This window comes from Mycolicibacter heraklionensis, assembly GCF_019645815.1.
GTDB classification, from domain to species: Bacteria; Actinomycetota; Actinomycetes; order Mycobacteriales; family Mycobacteriaceae; genus Mycobacterium; species Mycobacterium heraklionense.
On sequence record NZ_CP080997.1, the window covers coordinates 3856206 to 3874467 of the forward strand.

14 protein-coding genes are annotated in these 18262 nt (G+C 68.1%); 6 read left to right on the plus strand and 8 right to left on the minus strand.

Translation table 11 applies throughout. The features are described 5' to 3' along the window. Positions 1-8: 8 nt before the first annotated feature. On the minus strand, positions 9-653 hold the full coding sequence (locus K3U94_RS18280; protein ID WP_047321384.1) for a rhomboid-like protein: 645 nt from the start codon (positions 651-653) through the stop codon (positions 9-11). 277 nt (positions 654-930) lie between these two features. Here K3U94_RS18280 and K3U94_RS18285 point away from each other — a divergent pair, with 277 nt between their 5' ends. From K3U94_RS18285 to K3U94_RS18295, 3 genes are all read left to right on the plus strand, one after another. After that, the gene (locus tag K3U94_RS18285) at positions 931-1680 is read left to right on the plus strand and encodes a sensor domain-containing protein (protein ID WP_052957054.1); all 750 of its coding nucleotides are present in this window, start codon (positions 931-933) and stop codon (positions 1678-1680) included. A gap of 99 nt (positions 1681-1779) precedes the next feature. Continuing rightward, positions 1780-3711 carry a flavin-containing monooxygenase gene (locus tag K3U94_RS18290; protein ID WP_220694629.1) on the plus strand — a complete coding sequence of 644 codons (1932 nt, stop codon included), beginning with the start codon at positions 1780-1782 and terminating at the stop codon, positions 3709-3711. A gap of 1 nt (position 3712) precedes the next feature. Then, the gene (locus tag K3U94_RS18295; protein WP_220694630.1) at positions 3713-4450 is read left to right on the plus strand and encodes an SDR family NAD(P)-dependent oxidoreductase; all 738 of its coding nucleotides are present in this window, start codon (positions 3713-3715) and stop codon (positions 4448-4450) included. Between the two features lie 6 nt (positions 4451-4456). On the opposite strand, the gene K3U94_RS18300 is transcribed toward K3U94_RS18295, so the two are convergent. Continuing rightward, positions 4457-5005 (minus strand): hypothetical protein, encoded by a 549-nt coding sequence (locus K3U94_RS18300; protein WP_230987217.1) that lies wholly within the window; start codon positions 5003-5005, stop codon positions 4457-4459. A 152-nt stretch (positions 5006-5157) separates the two neighbouring features. Between K3U94_RS18300 and K3U94_RS18305 the strand changes: the two genes are divergently transcribed. From K3U94_RS18305 to K3U94_RS18315, 3 genes are read left to right on the plus strand one after another with little or no spacing between them, the layout of a single operon-like run. Next, positions 5158-6558, plus strand: a complete 1401-nt coding sequence (locus tag K3U94_RS18305) for an FAD-dependent oxidoreductase (protein ID WP_220694631.1) — start codon at positions 5158-5160, stop codon at positions 6556-6558. Between the two features lies 1 nt (position 6559). Continuing rightward, complete coding sequence (locus tag K3U94_RS18310) at positions 6560-9883, plus strand: LuxR C-terminal-related transcriptional regulator (protein ID WP_220694632.1); 3324 nt, start codon at positions 6560-6562, stop codon at positions 9881-9883. Between the two features lie 11 nt (positions 9884-9894). After that, positions 9895-10095 (plus strand): hypothetical protein, encoded by a 201-nt coding sequence (locus tag K3U94_RS18315; protein WP_047321390.1) that lies wholly within the window; start codon positions 9895-9897, stop codon positions 10093-10095. Between the two features lie 3 nt (positions 10096-10098). Here the strand turns inward: K3U94_RS18315 and rnhA are convergent, their stop codons facing one another. The 6 genes from rnhA to glmS form a co-directional block, all read right to left on the minus strand. Further along, a complete protein-coding gene (gene rnhA, locus K3U94_RS18320; protein ID WP_047321379.1) occupies positions 10099-10569 on the minus strand; it encodes a ribonuclease HI in 471 nt (156 codons plus the stop codon). Continuing rightward, the gene (locus tag K3U94_RS18325; protein WP_220694633.1) at positions 10566-11192 is read right to left on the minus strand and encodes a glyoxalase; all 627 of its coding nucleotides are present in this window, start codon (positions 11190-11192) and stop codon (positions 10566-10568) included. The genes rnhA and K3U94_RS18325 overlap by 4 nt, the downstream gene beginning before the upstream one ends. A 28-nt stretch (positions 11193-11220) precedes the next feature. Then, complete coding sequence (locus K3U94_RS18330; RefSeq protein ID WP_220696865.1) at positions 11221-12042, minus strand: DUF4436 domain-containing protein; 822 nt, start codon at positions 12040-12042, stop codon at positions 11221-11223. Between the two features lie 313 nt (positions 12043-12355). Continuing rightward, positions 12356-15457 carry a hypothetical protein gene (locus K3U94_RS18335; protein WP_220694634.1) on the minus strand — a complete coding sequence of 1034 codons (3102 nt, stop codon included), beginning with the start codon at positions 15455-15457 and terminating at the stop codon, positions 12356-12358. 314 nt (positions 15458-15771) lie between these two features. Then, on the minus strand, positions 15772-16278 hold the full coding sequence (locus K3U94_RS18340) for a cupredoxin domain-containing protein (RefSeq protein WP_230987219.1): 507 nt from the start codon (positions 16276-16278) through the stop codon (positions 15772-15774). 63 nt (positions 16279-16341) lie between these two features. After that, the gene (gene glmS / locus K3U94_RS18345) at positions 16342-18210 is read right to left on the minus strand and encodes a glutamine--fructose-6-phosphate transaminase (isomerizing) (protein ID WP_220694635.1); all 1869 of its coding nucleotides are present in this window, start codon (positions 18208-18210) and stop codon (positions 16342-16344) included. Positions 18211-18262: the final 52 nt, after the last annotated feature.

Consider the following 18262-nt stretch of genomic DNA (forward strand, 5'->3'; position numbering starts at 1 on the left):
TTGTCAGGCTAGTGGCCGCCGACGGCGCTCGGGTGATGTCGCAGCGGATGGTGGACGGTCAGCGGGTAACAGCACAACCCGATGATCAGTGCGGCGGCGTGGCCGATCGCGGTGAAGTCCGGATTGATGACCAGGGGCACGGTGAAGATGAGGAACAGGCCGGCCAGGTAGGCCCAGCGCCACGGCCGAGGGATGCGGTAGGTGAGCACCGCCATCACCCCGACCAGGAAATAGCTGACGCCGATGTCACGGGCGTAGGTGAGCCGCTCCGATTCCCGGTGCAGGTGGATCAGCACGTACAGCGCGCCCTCGCTGACATAGGTGGCGCCGACGTGGGAGATCAATCCAACCATCAGCCACCGAAGGTGCCCCAGCCAGTGTTCGGCCGGCGCCAGGAACAGGGTGAACAGCACCAGGTACGGCGACCAGTCCTTGCCGTCGATCCACAGCAGACTGGAGACCAACACCTCCAGCGGGTCGGTGGCCAGGTGATGCAGGTTGGTGGATTGCTCGACGAGCATGGTGTGCAGGCGCCGGCCGACCAGATGCTGGATGACGGTGGTGACCCCCAGCGCCGCCAGCCACAGGTAGGTCAGCGGCGCGGTATGCACGAAGTGCCACGCCGCGGCCAGGCGCGTTCTGACGTCCGCCACGGCGTACAGCGTCGCATGGTCGGTGCGGACACGGACAGACCGACCGCTGATAACCTCTGGGAAAAATCGGGCCATCCGCCTGCGATCGGCCCCGAGGGGATGTGGGGCACCTATGAGCGAACCGCACGGTCCGACTCCCAATCCGTACCATCAGCCTCCGTTTCCGCCGATGAACCGGCCCATCCCGCCGATCCCGGGCGGAGGGTTCCCACCGCCACTGTTACCTCCTGGGCTCAGCAGTCCCCCACCGGGATCACCAGGACCCAACCGCCGCGCGATGTGGGCTTTGTTGGCCGCGGTCGCCGTGATCGCGGTGATCGGCGTCGTGCTCACCGTGACGCTGTCCGGGCGTGGCCAGCACGACAAGGCCAGGCCCGCCGCAAAGACGGGGACCTCGGCGACCGCGTCGGCATCCCCTGACAACACACCGGTGCCGGTCTCCAAGATCGAGGGGTTGCTGCCTCGCCAGGAGGCCCTCGCCGCGGCGGTGGCCGATCCCGAACTCGGTGTCGTAATGAGTGGTGACGCGATGGATGAGGTCACCGTGGTGGACGCAGACTGCCAGGGCATCAGTTCGGTCGCCTCGGGCCCCGTCTACGCCGGTACCGGTTGGACCGCGATCCGCTGGCAGCGCTGGTACAGCCCGCCCGACATCGACACCCACGACCTGAAGCACGGTCTGCTGGTGTCGGTGGCGACCTTTCCGCGGGCGGACAACGCGCAGGCCTTCTACACGAAGCAGAGCGACAAGTGGAAACGGTGCGCCGGCCGCACCCTGGACATGACCGTGACCAATGGCGACAACGAGCCGCGGGTCTTCTGGACCATCACCGAGGTCACCGAGTCCGACCAGCTGGTCAAGACCACCGCGATCAGCGAGGGCGGCGGCGGCTGGTCATGCCAGGACGCCCTGACCATTCGCAACAACGTCGTCGCGCAGGCCGACGTCTGCGGAAACAGCATCCCGCCCAACGCGGCGCAGGACATCCTCGGCTCGATCACCCCGAAGGTCGACGCGGCCGGGTGAGCCGGCGCCACCCAATCCTTGATCCGCCCCTGCGCCTCGCGTATCGTCCGACTCAATTTCGCGTCGCACAGTAGCGAATACAGGGAAAGGGCCGAGCCGTTGCGCAACCGCTACGCCGGGGAACCGTTCACCACCACCGATTCCGAGATCGCCGCGGCCCTCGAGCAGGTCTCCATCCCCACCTTGTTGCTGTCGTGCGTGCACATCACCGGCGACCCCCGCTTCATCCGGGACTTCAAGCAGAACGGGATCTTCCTCAACGAGATCCAGGGGTTCATGTCCGAGGAGGACAAGGCCCGCGCCCGCGCCGAAGCACTGCCGGTGATCGCGGACTACCGCGACCGCGGCTGCCCGCAGCCAGCGCCACTTCCCGCCGAGCTGGTCAAGGAGATGATGGACTGGGCGGCCTGCGAGACCGTGCCGGACGCCTACCTGGGTCTGCTCGCCGAAGAACTCGACCTTGAAGGCGTCGACCCGCGCCGTCCGGCACCGCTGGACCCCTCCCGCGCGGCGGAACTGCCCGTGGTGGTGATCGGCTGCGGCGAGTCGGGTGTACTGGCCGGAATCCGGCTGGCCCAAGCCGGGATTCCCTTCACGATCGTCGAGAAGAACGAGGGTCCGGGCGGAACGTGGTGGGAGAACGACTATCCGGGCGCTCGGGTGGACGTCGCGAACCACTTCTACTGCTACAGTTTCGAGCCCAACAACGACTGGGGCCACTACTTCGCCGAACAGCCGGAGCTGCGGGCCTACTTCACCGACCTGGTCACCAAACACGGCCTGGGTGACCACGTTCGGTGGGGCACCGAGGTCACCGACGCCGTCTGGGACGAGGGCAGCGGAACCTGGACCTTGACCACCCGCACCGTCGACGGCTCGGTGTCCACGCTGCCGGCGCGCGCGGTGATCACCGCGGTGGGCCAGCTGAACCGGCCGCATCTGCCGGATCTCGACGGGGCGGACAGTTTCGCCGGGCCGTCGTTTCACTCCGCGGCGTGGGATCACAGTGTCGACCTGACCGGCAAGCGGGTGGCGCTGATCGGCGCTGGTGCCAGCGGATTTCAGATCGCCCCCGCGATCGCGGAAAAAGTGGCTCACCTCACGGTGTTTCAGCGCACCGCACAGTGGATGTTTCCCAACCCGATGTATCACGACGCCGTCGGTGACGGGGTGCGCTGGGCGTTGAAGCACCTGCCGTTCTACGGCCGCTGGTACCGCTTCCTGCTGCTGTGGCCCGGCGCCGACAAGGGCCTGGAGGCCGCCCGCGTGGACCCGGACTATCCCGACCAGGACTATGCGGTGAGCGAGATCAACGCCCTGGCCCGGCAGATGTTCACCGGCTGGATCACCGACCAGGTGGGCGACGACGAGGAGCTGCTGGCCAAGGTGCTGCCGGACTATCCGGCGACCGGCAAGCGCACCCTGCAGGACAACGGCACCTGGCTCAAGACCCTGCGACGCGACAACGTCGAACTCAACCGCACCCCGATTCGCAGGCTCACCCCGCAGGGTGTTGAGACCGACGACGGCATCCACCATGAGGTGGATGTGATCGTGTACGCCACCGGGTTTCGGCACACCGACGTGCTGTGGCCGATGCGCATCACCGGCCGCGACGGTGTCGATCTGCACGCGCTGTGGGGCAGCAGACCGTACGCCTATCTGGGCATCACGGTGCCCGGGTTCCCGAACTTCTTTCTGCTCTACGGGCCCGGCGCGCATCTGGCGCACGGCGGCAGCCTGATCTTCAACTCCGAGTTGGAGATGCGCTACATCGACGCCTGCCTGGCCAAGCTCGCCGACGAGCGGGTGCACTCGATCGAGCCGACCGTGCAGGCGGCCACCGAGTGGCATCGGGCCACCCAGGCCGCGATCACCAAGACGGTGTGGGCGCATCCGGCGGTCAAGCATTCCTACTTCAAGAACGCCGACGGCGAGATTCACACCGTGAGCCCGTGGCGGCTCGACGAGTACTGGTCGGCGGTGCGTGAGCCAGATTGGTCGCAGTTCGTCATCGCAAAGGAGCGCTGAGGTGAGCGGAGTTGTCGTCACTGGGGCAGCATCGGGAATCGGCCGGGCCTGCGCCGAGGCGCTCGTGGCCGACGGCCGCCGGGTCGCGTTGTGGGACATCGCCCCGACCGTCCGGGACGCTGCCGAGAGTTTGGGGATGCCCGGTGCGGTGGTCGACGTCTGCGACGACGCCGGGATGCCCGCTGCGATCGCGGCGGCAGCCGAGGCGCTGGACGGAATCGACGGGCTGGTGCACGCCGCGGGCCGGGTGCTGCCCGAGCCGGTGGGCGCCTACACCGGCGAATCCTGGGATGCCGTCATGGATGTCAACCTGCGCGCCCAGGCGATGCTGGTGCAGTTGATGCTGCCGCACCTGGAGGCTGTCGCCCGGGCCGGCGGCGACCCGGCCGTGGTCGGTATCTCCAGCATCGAGGGCCTGACCGCCAACCCGTTCATCCCGGCCTACTGCGCCTCCAAGGCCGGGCTGCTGGGGCTGACCAGGTCGATGGCCGCCCAGCTGGGCCCGGCCGGAATCCGCGTCAACGCGGTCTGCCCGGGCTTCATCGAAACCCCGATGCTGCAGATCGCGCTCGACGTCGAAGAGGTCGCGGCCGGCTTTGTGGCCGCTGCGCCGCTGGGACGTATCGGTCAACCGGCGGAGGTCGCCCAGGCGGTGGCGTTCCTGATGTCGCCGCGGGCGTCGTTCATCACCGGAACCCAGGTCGTCGTCGACGGTGGAGTCACCGCCCGGCATCCGTGAGGCGGTCTAGAAAACCCAGCTCTGCGGTGCGGCGATGACGAAGCCGTGGGTGACCACCGGACTCACCGCGCCGGGATCCTGGGGCTCCCTGAGCACACAGACCAGGTCGGTGGCCGGCGGAACCCCGCAGACCATCGACTGGGCGGGCGGGAAATCCCAGAACACGATCTTGTGGCCCACCGGAAGCTTTGCGGCCGGCGGGCTTGCGGCGACCAGGGCGTCCGGCGGAGCGGGAAGGAAACGCGCCGGGATGCTTTCCTTCCCGTAGATCCCGGGCAGCTCCACCGCGCCGGCGTCGCGCGGCGCCCCCGGAATGTCGCCGGCGCAGTGGACGTCATGAGTGATCCGGCCCTGCCGCAGCGTGCAGACCAGCCCGGAGTCGGTGGCGAAGACCGCGTTGGGAACCTTCTGCAGGTCGCTGACTGAATCGGGCAGCGGTCCGCTGTCATCGATCAGGGAGTCCACATCGGGGATACCCGGTGCCGCCAGCGCGTTCGGCACTGCCATCAGCAGGGCCACCGAGGTGACCGCCACCGCCAATACCCGCCGCGCCACGCGAAGCCTCCCTGTTCGCCGTCAGATCTTCAAACTACGAGCGGCGGGCGCGCGGGTCAATGTCGCCCGGAACCGATCTACGCGCATTGGCGGATGTTTCCCGACTCCTGCACCCAGATAGTCGACTCAGGCGACATCTGAAAGGAACCCCGATGAGCGCACACAGTGGAAACCACGCCGTCGTCCTCGGCGGCAGCATCGCCGGACTGCTCGCGGCTCGGGTGCTCGCCGACTTCTATCAACACGTGACCATCGTGGAGCGCGATGTGCTGTGCGACAGCGCCACTCCGCGGCGCGGCGTACCACAGAGCGGTCAGGCCCATATCCCGCTGGCCCGCTGCACGGAGATTCTGGAGGAGCTGTTTCCCGGCATCCTCGACGAACTGCTGCACCGGGGTGTTCCGACGTGGGACGACGGCGATCTGTCCCGGTTGTGCATCAAATACCTTGGGCACCAGTCAATTCAGCACGGGACGCTGCCCAAGACGGTGGCGAACTCGCTGTACTTTCCCAGCCGGCCGCTGCTGGAACACCAGGTACGACGCCGGTTGACGGCCATCCCGAATGTCACGGTCCTCGACGGGCACACCGTGCTCGGGTTGACCGCCACCGAAGCCGGCGACCGGGTGACCGGCGTTCGCGTCGGCGCGGGCCGCACGGAGCAGGAGCTGGACGCCGAACTGGTGGTCGACGCGACCGGACGGGGCTCTCGCACTCCGGTGTTTCTGGACGCACTCGGCTACCGTCGGCCCCCCGAGGACGAGCTGGTGATCCGACTGACCTATGCCAGCCAGTCGCTGCGTTTTCGGCCGGGCGCGTTGCCGGAGGATTTGATCCTCATCGGCCCGGAACCCGGCCGGCCCACGACCTTCGCGTGCACCGCTCAGGAAGACGGACCCGTGATGGTGCTGGTGAGCGGTATGACCGGCACGCAACCACCCGGCACGCGGGAGGAGTTGATCGCCTTCGCCGCGCCGTTCGCGCCGCCACACGCGTTGGCGGCCTGGGCGGCGGCCGAACCGCTGGGCGAGGTGACCCGCTACCGGATTCCGTCCAGCCGCTGGCGCCGTTACGACCGGATGCGCCGGTTCCCGCGTGGTCTGCTCGTGGTCGGTGATGCGATGTGCAGCGTCAACCCGATCTACGGCCAGGGGATGACGGTGGCAGCGATGGAAGCTCTGGTGTTGCGGGACTGTTTGACCCGCGGCGACCAGGATCGGCCGCAACGGTTCTTCCGTGCCGCGGCGAAGAAGGTCCGGGTGGCCTGGCAGACCGCGGTCGGCTCCGATCTGGCATTGCCCGAGGTGGAGGGTCCGCGTCCGGTGTCGATGCGGCTCACCAACGCCTACCTCGACTGGGTGATGACCGCCGCCGAGACCGATCGGCTGGTCTCCGGCCAACTGGCGCGGCTGACCGGAATGATCGACCCGCCCTCGCGGCTGCTGCGGCCCGCCTTCGTCGCCCGGGTGGCGCAAGCCCATCGCAGGCGACGGACCCGAACCGCCGATGTCGGCCGTGCCCAACACGTTCCGGAAACGGTTGACGCTGGCTAACATGAGCGAGATTCCACCGGTGACGGTGGTGTCCTGGGAGTGGAGCGCAGGTGGCGTGAGCGATCTTGTACCGACCGGCATCGTGACGCTGCTGCGGGCCGACGTCGACGACGCCTCCGAGTTGTGGCAGAACCAGCCGGATGAGATGGGCCGCGCGATCACCGATCTGAATGGCACGCTGAGCCGTTTGATCAGCGCCCACCATGGCGTCTGTCCGGTCGGTCGGCGCGAAGCCGACAGCTTTGTGATCGCCTTCGCCCGCGCGTCCGATGCGGTGGCATGTGCACTGGATCTGCAACGATCTCGGCTGGCCCCGATCCGATTGCGAATCGGCCTGCATACCGGCGAGACGCAGTTGGATGACGCGGGCTACTACACCGGAACGGCCATCGACCGCACCACCCTGCTGAGCGAATTGGGGCACGGGGGTCAGACCGTATTGTCGGGAACCACAGCAGATTTGGTCGTCGATCTGCTTCCCGACGGCGTCTGGCTGAATGATCTTGGCACCCATGTCCTGCGCGGCCTGTCCCGCCCGGAGCGAGTCGTGCAGTTGTGCCACCGCGACCTACCCAACGATTTTCCGGAGCTGCGAGTCTCCCGAGCCGGGGGCGCGTACCGATTGCCGAACCAACGCACCAGTTTCGTGGGCAGGACCGACGAGATGGCCGACGTACGGCAGCTGTTGGACGTCAACCGGATGGTCACCCTGACCGGCGCCGGTGGAGTCGGAAAGACCCGCCTGGCAACGCAGATCGCGGGCGAGATGGCCGGTGACTACCCGGGTGGGATCTGGTACGTCGACCTGGTGCCGATCACCGACCCGGCGTTGGTGACGGTCGCGACGTCCCGATCACTGGGCCTGCCGGATCAGCCGGGCCGCTCGAATGTGGACACCATTGTGGACTGCATCGCCGATCGTCGGATGCTCGTGCTGTTCGACAATTGTGAGCATCTGATCGACGCCTGCGCCGCCCTGTTCGACACACTGTTGGCCGCGTGCCCGGCACTGACTTTGTTGGCCACCAGCCGAGAACCCATCGCGGTGGCCGGCGAACAGACACGCCGGGTTCCCCCACTCGCGGTCGAGAGCCAGGCAGTCGAACTGTTCGTCGACCGCGCCCGGCTCGCGCGTCCGGAGTTCAGTGTCGTCGGCGACGACGCGGCGGCGGTATGCGAGATCTGCCGACGTCTCGACGGCATGCCGCTGGCCATCGAACTGGCCGCAGCGCGGGTGCGCGCCCTGTCACTGACCGAGATCGTCGACGGCCTGCATGATCGCTTCCGGCTGTTGACCGGCGGATCGCGCACCGCGGTGCGGCGCCAGCAGACTCTGCGAGCATCCGTGGATTGGTCGCATGCGCTGCTCAGCGATCCCGAACGGGTGCTGCTCCGGCAGCTTTCGGTGTTCTCGGGCGGCTTCGACCTCGACGGCGCTCAAGCGGTGGCCGCCGGCGGGCAGGTGCACCACTACGAAGTGGTCGATCTGCTCACCCTGCTGGTGGACAAGTCTCTGTTGAATACCGAAAACACTACCGGCCGAACGCGATACCGACTCTTGGAGACGGTGCGCCAGTATGCACTGGAGAAGCTCGGCGACTCTGGCGAGGCCGATTCCCTGCGGACGCGGCACCGCGACCATTACGCCGGAATCGCCGCCGCACTCGACGCGCCCTCGGTCGCCGGCCACGAACGCCGGCTCAACCAGGTCGAGTCCGAGATCGACAACCTGCGTGCCGCCTTCGCCTGGTCCCGTGACACCGCCGACACCAAAGCCGCTCTGGCCCTGGCCGCGTCGCTACAGCCGCTGTGGCGCAGCGGAGGTCGCCAACTCGAAGGAATGGCGTGGCTCGACTCGGCGCTGGCCGATTATGACCGCCATCTCGTCCGGATCGATCCCGGCGTCTATGCGCGGGCGCTGGCCGGCAGGGTGTCCCTGGACGCCGTCGTGGGAATCACCGATCACCTGGATCGCGCCCAGCAGGCCTTGTCCATCGCTCGCGAGATCGGCGACCCGGTGCTGCTGGCCCGCGCCCTGGCCGCCTACGGCGGCGTCACCGCCTACAACGCCGACATCGCCGTGCCGGCCTTGACCGAAGCGGTCAGTCTGGCCCAGCAGACCGGCGACACCCGAACCCTGGCCGAAGCCCTGACGTGGCGGACCTACGCCGCAGCGATGGGCGAGGGCGACCCCGTGAGGACGTGCTCGGTCGGTGAACAGGCGCGCTCGCTCGCCGACGCGACTGGTGATGGCTACCTCTCCCGCACCTGCGGCTGGTTCCTCGGCCTCGGGCATACGTTTCAGGGGAACCTCGACACGTCTGTCGATCTGCTCAGCGGCGTCATCGCCGAAGCCGCCGCGATGCGCGACATCCTCAGCGAGTGCGCCGCACGGGTGATACTCGCCAACACACTGGCCTACCGAGGCGACACCGACTCCGCCCTGGACAACGTCCACGCGGCCATCGACTTGGTCACCGCAGATGCCAGCCCGGCCCATGCCGGTATCGCCTACGCATCACTGGCTTTTGTGAACTTGTCGGCCGGCAATCTCACGACTGCCGGACCCGCCAGCGACTCGGCCACCCGCTCCTACGGCCCCAGCCAAGCGGGAAGCATTCTCGACCCCAACATGGCCGCTCAGATCGCCTGGCTCCAAGGCGATCTGGATACGGCACGCTGCCTGGCCGACGCCGCGGTGTCGGTCACCGGAGGTGGTTATCGCGCTATGGCGCTGACCACCCGCTACCACATCGCGGTTGCCCACAGCGATCTGGAGCAGGCTGAGCGCGATGCCTACGACGCGCTGAGCACCGCAGCGTCTGTCGGCGCTTTCCTCTTCGTCCCCGACGCCCTGGAATGCGTCGCATCGTTGCCCGCGATCCGCGATCAGGAGGCGGCTCGGCTGTTCGGCGCGGCCGATGCCGCTCGCCGGCGGATGGCCACTGTTCGCTTCTCCATCTACCGGCCGTGGGTCGACTCGGCTCTGAAACGTGTTCGAAAGGATCTGACCGACACCGTGTTCGACGACTGTTGGGCCGACGGAGCCGCACTGTCCGCCGACGACGCGATCTGCTACGCGCAACGCGGACGCGGCGAACGCAAACGCCCGTCCAGCGGCTGGGGTTCCCTGACTCCGACCGAACTGGAGGTGACCCGGTTGGCCGGCGAAGGACTCGGCAACAAAGAGATCGGTGCGCAGCTGTTCATCTCGCCGCGGACGGTACAGACCCACCTCACCCATGTCTACGCCAAGCTCGGTCTGGCCACCCGAGTGCAGCTGGCCCGCGAGGCACTTCGCCACACCGAGCACGAGCATCGATAGCATCACCGAGGATGTCCCAGAGCTACCCACCGCCGAGGCCGCCGATCTCGCGGACGGATCTCGCCGGGTCTATCGCAGCACTGGTCCTGACGGTCGTCGGGGGTGGTGCGGCGGCGGTCCTGGGGGTATTCATGATGGCCTTCACGGACTACTGCCCGGCCGCGGCGTGCGCCGCGGGCATCGGCGGCTACCTCTTCGCGGTGGGCGGCTGACTCCTAGGCTCTCGCCGCCTCGGCGATCGCTTCCCGTAGACCCCGCGTCGCCAACGCATCGGCCAGCTCGTTGTCGGCGACCCCTGAATGGCCTTTGACCCAGAACCACTCGACCTGGTGACGGGCGCAGGCGGCCTGAAGCCGTTGCCACAGGTCGACGTTCTTCACCGGCTGCTTGGCGGCGGTCAGCCAGCCGTTGCGTTCCCAGCCTGACACCCACTTGGTGATGCCGTTGCGGACGTAGGTGCTGTCGGTGTGCAGATGTACCACCACGGGCCGGGTGAGGGCTTCCAGCGCCACGATCGGAGCGGTCAGCTCCATCCGGTTGTTGCTCGTCTCGCCGGGCTCGCCACCGCACATCTCCCGAACGTGGTGGCGCATGCGCAGCACCGCGCCCCAACCACCGGGGCCCGGGTTGGGCCGGCACCCACCGTCGGTGTGAATGACGACCACGTCATCGGTGGATTCGGTCATCGGCTGAGGATAGGCGGCGAGATCATCGCGGTGCGGACCGACATGCCCAGATCGCGATGCCGCAGCGTGGTGATCCGGCGACCCGGCTGCACGGCGTCCTTCACCGGCAACGTGCGCTCGCCGAAGAACGACGCCGTCGCCTCGATATTGGCGACGACGTAGGTGATACCCCACAGCGACGACGGGCCGTCCGCCATCGTGTCGGGCGACCCGACGACCTCGAGGATCACCGGACCCAGCCGGAAGAAGATCTGCCGAATCGGCCGGCCGCCGAGTTCGGCGTCGCGTACCCGGCGCGACTGCAGCCCGACGGCAGCCAATGCCTCGACGGTGCGAGACAGGTTGGGGGACAACAGCACAACGTGATCGATCGAGGTCACGCCGTTCGGATGCGCGGCCGGCTCGGCGACCGCCGCAGCGGAACGGGAGGTGGGGATACCGTCGAGCGGGCCGTCCTGGGACAAGCCCCGCAGTGCCCACCCGCGGATGCCGGTGCCGCCTCCGGTCAGCCGCAGCCGAACCTCCCCCACCCGGCAGACGTTGTCGGGGTCCACGCTGAACCCGGCCGACCGCCACGTGTCAGCCGGATCGGCAAGATGGAGTTCGTCGACGGTGACGGGCATGCCGCTCACCGTACTGCCGCGCAGCTTGTCAGGCCGATGCGTCGGGCTCGGGTTTCAGGTCGCGCCACCAGCAGAAGATGAAGACCATCATCGCCATCACCAGCGCGACGATCACCCAGAGTGTGACCGTGACGTCGATCCAGGATCCGATCGGCGGAGCATCGGGCAGCGCGTTTCTCAGCGGGACCACCGCGAAAAGCATTGCCGCATACCAGGTCGTCATCGGCGGCTGGAATTTGCGCCAGCCCAGGAAGGTCAGGTTCGCGACGATGACGCCCACCAGCGCCAAGGAGATCAGGACACCCACGATCACGGCACCGAAAGCCACCGTGCTCGGCGAGCGGTGCAGTGCGATCCGGTACGGTCCGCCGTCGTCGCGGTCGCTGACGATCTCGTTCTTCCAGCCGGCGATGTGGTCGACGAACGTCACCGACATCCGTTCCGGCATCGTGGCGTTCCCGCGGACGACGTCGACGGTGATCGGCCCGGTCTGATAGTGATCGAACGGCCACTTCGCCGAGTTGCCCGAAATGGTCAACGGGACCGGGAACTCACCGGGCACCATGCCCTTGGTCCAGGTGCGCTTCGTGGGCGTGACCGCGGAGTGCACCGCGATGCTCAGATCTTCGGTGAGCCCGTGCCTGACCGGATCGAGAAGTTCAGCACCCGGGGTGATGGTGACCTTGCCGGTCAGGGTGCCCTTCACCGTCTGGAGATCTTCGATGTCGATGGTCACCGTGGTTCCATCGGATGACGCCAGACCTTCGGTGAGGTGGCGCGGGCATCCACACCCCGCACGCTCATACAGCGCAACGGTGACCAGGTACGACGCGACGAAGAAGACCGTCATGCCGAAGATCAGAAGCAGCCGGGGCCGGCTGACGTGAACAGCAGGATCAGCGTTGGACAAGTCTGTTCTCCCTCACTCGGTCAGCTTGGTGGTCGAGAGCGACCGCTGCATCGTCTCATCGCCACCGCGTTCACCGCCGAATTTTCGACGCACGGAACACTTGTTGGTCGACTCTCGTCGGCTCGCCGAGGCCCGCTATACAGCCGTTCTTCGGCTCGCCGAGGCCCCCGCGCCGACCCGGGCGGAACGGGAAATGTCCTTGCGGCTGAACAGGTCTGGCCGTCGAGTTGCTTGCTCGCTCGCGGAGTACGACCTATCCGCGCGTCTCCCCAGGTGTTCCGGACGTACCAGGCGTGCCGTCGGGTTTGCCGTTTCCACCCGCTCCGCCGGACCCACCGTACTGCCCGTTGTATCCGTCGCCTCCCTTCCCACCTTCCCCACCGTGGCCGTCACCGCTCGGGCCAAGCTGGCCGCCATTGCCCCCGCGACCGCCTGATCCACCGCTCCCGTTACCGCCGTTACCGCCGTTGCCGCCCCGTGCCCCGGTAGCGCCGTCACCGTTCCCGCCGTCGCCACCGCGTCCGCCGTATCCGCCACCTTGACCGCCGCTATTGGTGCCTGCGTCGCCGCCGTTACCACCAGCGCCTCCTGTGCCGTTGTTGCTGGCGGAGCCTCCGTCGCCTCCGGCGCCCGCCCGGGCGCCGTAGCGGCTGCCGTTGTCGGATCCAGCACCACCGTTTCCTCCAGCGCCGCCAATGCCACCGCTGTCCGCGTTGCCCCCGCTGCCTCCGACGCCACCGCTGCCACCGTAGGACGCGCCACCGTCCCCGCCGTCGCCGCCGTCGCCGCCGCGGCTACCGACCCCGTTGCCCGCGCCGCCGCCGCCGCCAGCTCCGCCCGGGCCACCAGCGGTACTACCGCCGCCAGTCCCGCCGGTACCGCCCACGCCGCCATCACTCACCCCGCCGTTGCCGCCGTTACCGCCGCGCCCACCCGGCAGGCCGTAGCCACCGTCGCCGCCGCGCGCCCCCTGAGTGGCCAGCGCCCCGTCGACGCCGTTACCGCCGTTACCGCCGTCGCCGCCGTTGCCGGCTTTACCGCCGTAGCCGTTTCCAGCGCCGCCCTGCCCGCCGATGCCACCGGCCCCCCCGGTGCTACCTACGCCACGACCCGTGCCGCCGGCGCCGCCGTTCCCCCCGTTTTGCCCCGTGAGGCTGGTGAGCCGCCCACCGTCGCCGCCGCTTCCTCCGTTGCCGCCGTTTCCGCCAGTTCCTGCCGCACCCTGATCACCGTGTGCTGCTTGGCTGCCGTTGCCATTCAGCCCTCCGATGCCGCCGTTGCCCGCGGTTCCGCGAACTCCACCATCTCCCCCGTTGCCGCCGTTACCGGCGGAAGCGTTCGTACCCCCGCCAACGCCGAAACCGCCTCTACCGCCGTCACCGGCGTTGCCGGCATTACCGCCGTCACCGCCGACGCCGCCTATTCCACCGGTACCGAATGCCGCTCCGCCCGCACCACCGGAGCCACCGTCACCACCGTCACCGCCGTCGCCGCCATCGGTGCCATCGCCGCCGTTGTTGCCCACGTCATTGAGGCCGGCGGCTCCGTTGGTCCCGCTGCCGCCGTTGCCACCCTTGCCGCCGTTGCCGCCATCGGGATGCGTTGCGTCGCCAGCTCCCCCGGCGCCGCCGTTGCCGCCCCGCCCTCCTGCGCCACCTTGTCCTACAGCTCCGTTGTCCCCGACGCGGCCGTCGGTGTAGCCGAGTATCTTCGCTGCACCGCCGACGCCACCAGTCCCCCCTTGACCGCCGCTGCCGCCAACGCCACCGTCGCCGCCGTCACCGCCGTCACTACCAGCCGCTCCTGCTCCGCCATGGCCACCGGTGCCGCCGGTTCCACCAGTGCCGCCAGTGCCGCCGGTTCCACCGACGCCCCCGTTCCCCCCGAAGAATCCGCCAGCGCCGCCTGCGCCACCTCGCCCGCCGATACCGCCGGTGTTGCCTGCCGATCCGTTGCCGCCATCGCCGCCGGAGGCCGTGGGAGTTGTGCCGTCGGGCCCAGCGATGCCTGTTGCACCTGTCCCCCCGGTTCCACCTGCTCCGCCGTTGCCGTAGGTGCCGGCGTCTCCGCCCGCACCGCCGTTACCGCCGGCGCTTCCGGGTGTGGTGGCGTTCCAGCCGTGTCCGCCGTTTCCGCCGTTGGCGGCCGCGGTGCTCATGTAACCGGCGTCTCCGGTGTAGCCGCCGCTGCCTAACAGCCCTCCCCATCCTGCAGCGCCACCCGCGCCGGCTGTACCGGCATTACCGCCGTTTCCTCCGTTGCCACCGTCATGATGTTCGGCGGTGCCTTCACCGCCAACACCACCGCTTCCCCCAGCCCCGCTGTCACCGCCGCGTCCGCCATTGCCACCGCTGCCGAAGAACAGTCCGCCGCCGCCTCCTGCGCCCCCGGTGCCGCCGGCACCACCGTTACCGCCAGCGCCGCCGTTTGCACCTGCGGCTCCCGAGCTGCCGACGGAGCCGGTACCGCCGACACCACCGCTGCCGCCATTGCCGCCGCTGCTGAACCAGAGGCCGCCGCTACCACCGACGCCGCCTGCGCCTCCGGCGCCGCCATCAATATGCAGTGCGGTGCCCGCGCCACCGGCCCCACCATTGCCGCCATTGCCGCCGGTACCCCAGATGAAGCCTCCGCTACCTCCGGCGCCTCCGGCGCCGCCGTTACCTCCGAATTGACCATCGCCACCGTCGGTGCCGTTGCCGCCATTTCCGAATAGGAAGGCCGCGTTCCCGCCCTGTCCGGGCGTGCCGTTGATCGGACCTGGAACGACGATGCTGGTGGCGTCAGCGGCACCGGGAAGGTAGCCGGCGTTGTGGATGCCGGCGTTGACGGTGTCGACGGCACTTCCGGCATCACCGCCGTTGCCGAACAGCCATCCGGCGTTGCCCCCGCTGCCATAGTAGCCGTAGCCATTACCACCATCGCCGAACAACAGTCCGGCATCGCCACCATTGGGGTTAGCTGCTGTGCCGTCGGCGCCGTCGCCGATCAGGTACTGACCCGACAGTGAGTTGACGAAGTTGGCGAACAGCTGGCCGTCTGAGCTGTTAATCCAGGCGCTGGTGGAGTCGTGAAGTGGCGTATAGACGAGCTCGTTGAACAGAGCTCCACCGAAATTGGCGTCACCCAGGTGCACGAACAGGTCGTCCCAGTTTTGCTGCAGGAGCAGGGCGTCCCAGGTGGCGCCCAGGGCGTCGTGGTCCGTCCAGGTCGACGACTCGAACAACGAGGTCACCGAATCGATGATCACGTCACCAACTTCGGCACTCGCGACCGGCGTGGCGGCCAGTGGCGCAATCCCGAACCCAAAGAAGGCGCTCAGGGCGCCTCCAGCGCCGACGGCACGACGTCGCATCCCGCGTCCCCGTACTGAACGACGTTGTCCAGCGTTGCGACGACCGGTCATTCGCATGCTCCTTGCGTTGCGTGGAAGTCAGCTCAGAGCCACTAACCCGAGGACAGCCCGGGTATGATTTCGATGAAATCTGTCTTGCTATGAGCCCAGATTTACATTAAAGATGACTGAGTTCTCTATAGCAACTGATTCGTCTACCTATGCGGACGCGGCGACGCCTCGTGCGCACCAGCAACCGGGCTCGGGCTCAGCGGCATTGCCGGCGAACAACTGAACCGCCGTTGGCTGTCGATGTTGCCGGGAACTGTGCCGCGTTAGAAGACTTCGCTGTGCGGCGCCGAAATGACGAATCCGTGGGTCACCGCCGGGCCACCGCTCTTGCCGCCGCTCTCGCGCGCGGCCTTGAGCACGCAGGCCACCTCGGTACCCATCGGTGCACCGCAGACCAGCGATTCGGTGGGCGAGAAATCCCAGAACACGATCTTGTGGCCGGGCGCCAACATGATCGACGGAACCTTTGCGGGATCGCCGAGGAGCCCGGCAGGCGCCATCGGCATGAACTGCGCCGGACCGTTGCCGTCGGCATATACGGTCCCAAGGCTGACGCTGCGGGTTCCCGCCGGGGCGCCCACGAGATTCCCGGCACAGGCCACACTGTGCGTCACTTTGCCGCGACTCTTTCGGCAGGCCAGGCCCGACGGGGTGGTGAACGCCAGATCCGGGATTCCGGTCAGGTCACCGACCGAGCCGGGCAGCGGTCCGCTGTCGTCGAAGAGCGGATCGAGGTCGGGAACCTCGTTCGCCGCAACAGCATTCGGCACCTGGGTAAACACAGCTATCGCGGCGCACACCACCGCCAACAATTGACGCACTGAAGGCTCCCGCTACTCGACGGTGACTGACTTGGCCAGGTTGCGCGGCTTGTCCACGTCGTAGCCGCGGGCCTGCGCCACCCCGGCAGCAAACACCTGCAGGGGGATGGTCGACAGCAGCGGCTGGTACAGCGTTGACACCGCAGGGATTTCGATCAAGTGGTCGGCGTAGGGGCGCACCGTCTCGTCGCCCTCTTCGGCGATCACGATGGTGACGGCACCGCGGGCCTGGATCTCGCGAATGTTGGAGAGCAGCTTGGAGTGCAACATCGCCGCGTTCTTCGGCGAAGGCATCACGACGATCACCGGCAGGTCATCCTCGATCAGGGCGATCGGACCGTGCTTGAGTTCACCGGCGGCAAAACCTTCGGCGTGCATGTACGCGAGTTCTTTGAGCTTGAGCGCGCCTTCCAGCGCCACCGGGTAGCCGACGTGGCGGCCGAGAAAGAGCACCGCGCTCGACGACGCGAACTGCCGGGCCAACTCGGCGACCGAGTCGATGCCTGCCAGCACATGCGACACCAGTTCGGGCATCGCCTCCAGCTGCCGGTACTCGTGCTCGACCTCGTCGGGGTACTTGGTGCCCCGGGCCTGTGCCAGCGCCAGACCGACCAGGTAGTTCGCGGTGATCTGCGCCAGGAACGTCTTCGTCGACGCGACACCGATCTCCGGCCCGGCACGGGTGTAGAGCACCGCGTCGCACTCGCGCGGGATCTGCGAGCCGTTGGTGTTGCAGACCGCGAGCACCTTGGCCTTCTGCTCCTTGGCGTGCCGCACAGCCTCCAGGGTGTCGGCGGTTTCGCCGGACTGGCTGATCGCCACCACCAGGGTGCTGCGGTCCAGCACCGGGTCGCGGTAACGGAACTCGCTGGCCAGTTCGACTTCCACCGGCAGCCGCGTCCAGTGCTCGATCGCGTACTTGGCCAACAGGCCGGAGTGGTACGCGGTGCCGCAGGCCACGACGAACACCTTGTCGATCTCGCGCAGCTCCTGGTCGCTCAAGCGCTGCTCGTCGAGCACGATCCGGCCGTCCTCGAAGTGCCCCAACAGCGTCTCGGCCACCGCGGTGGGCTGCTCGGCGATCTCTTTGAGCATGAAGTACTCGTAGCCGCCCTTCTCGGCGGCCGACAGGTCCCAGTCGATGTGAAAACGCCTGGCGTTGGCGGCGTCGTCGGTGCCGTGGAAGTCGGTGATGCGGTAGCTGTCGGCGGTGATGACCACGGCCTGGTCCTGCCCCAGCTCGACGGCTTCGCGGGTGAAGGGGATGAACGCCGCCACATCCGAGCCCAGGAACATCTCGCCGTCACCGATCCCGACCACCAGCGGGGTGGACCGACGCGCCGCCACGATCGTGCCCGGCTCGTCGGCGTGGGCGAACACCACGGTGAAGTGACCCTCGAGCCGGCGCAGCACCGCCAGCGCGGAGGCCACGAAGTCCCCGGCGGTGTCGCCGTCGCGGTACTGGCGCGCCAGCAGGTGGACGGTCACCTCGCTGTCGGTCTCGCTGGTGAACTCCACCCCGGCGCGTTCCAGCTCGTCGCGCAGCACGGCGAAGTTCTCGATGATGCCGTTGTGCACCACGGCGAACTTGCCGGCCGTGTCGCAGTGCGGGTGGGCGTTGTGGTCGGTGGGACGGCCGTGGGTGGCCCAGCGGGTATGGCCCAGGCCGGTGCCCCCGGCCAGCAGCGCGGGATCGGTCGCGGCCAGTTCGGCTTCCAGGTTGGCCAGCCGGCCGGCACGGCGCCGGACGGTCAGCTGCCCGATCCCGTCGACGACGGCGATTCCAGCGGAGTCGTAACCGCGGTATTCCATGCGGCGCAGGGCCTCGACGACCACGTCGCGAGCAGGCCGTTGCCCGACGTAGCCGACGATTCCACACATAGCTGTTCAGGGTAGTGCACCCGCAGCCCACACCAGGCAATCGCGCAGGTCA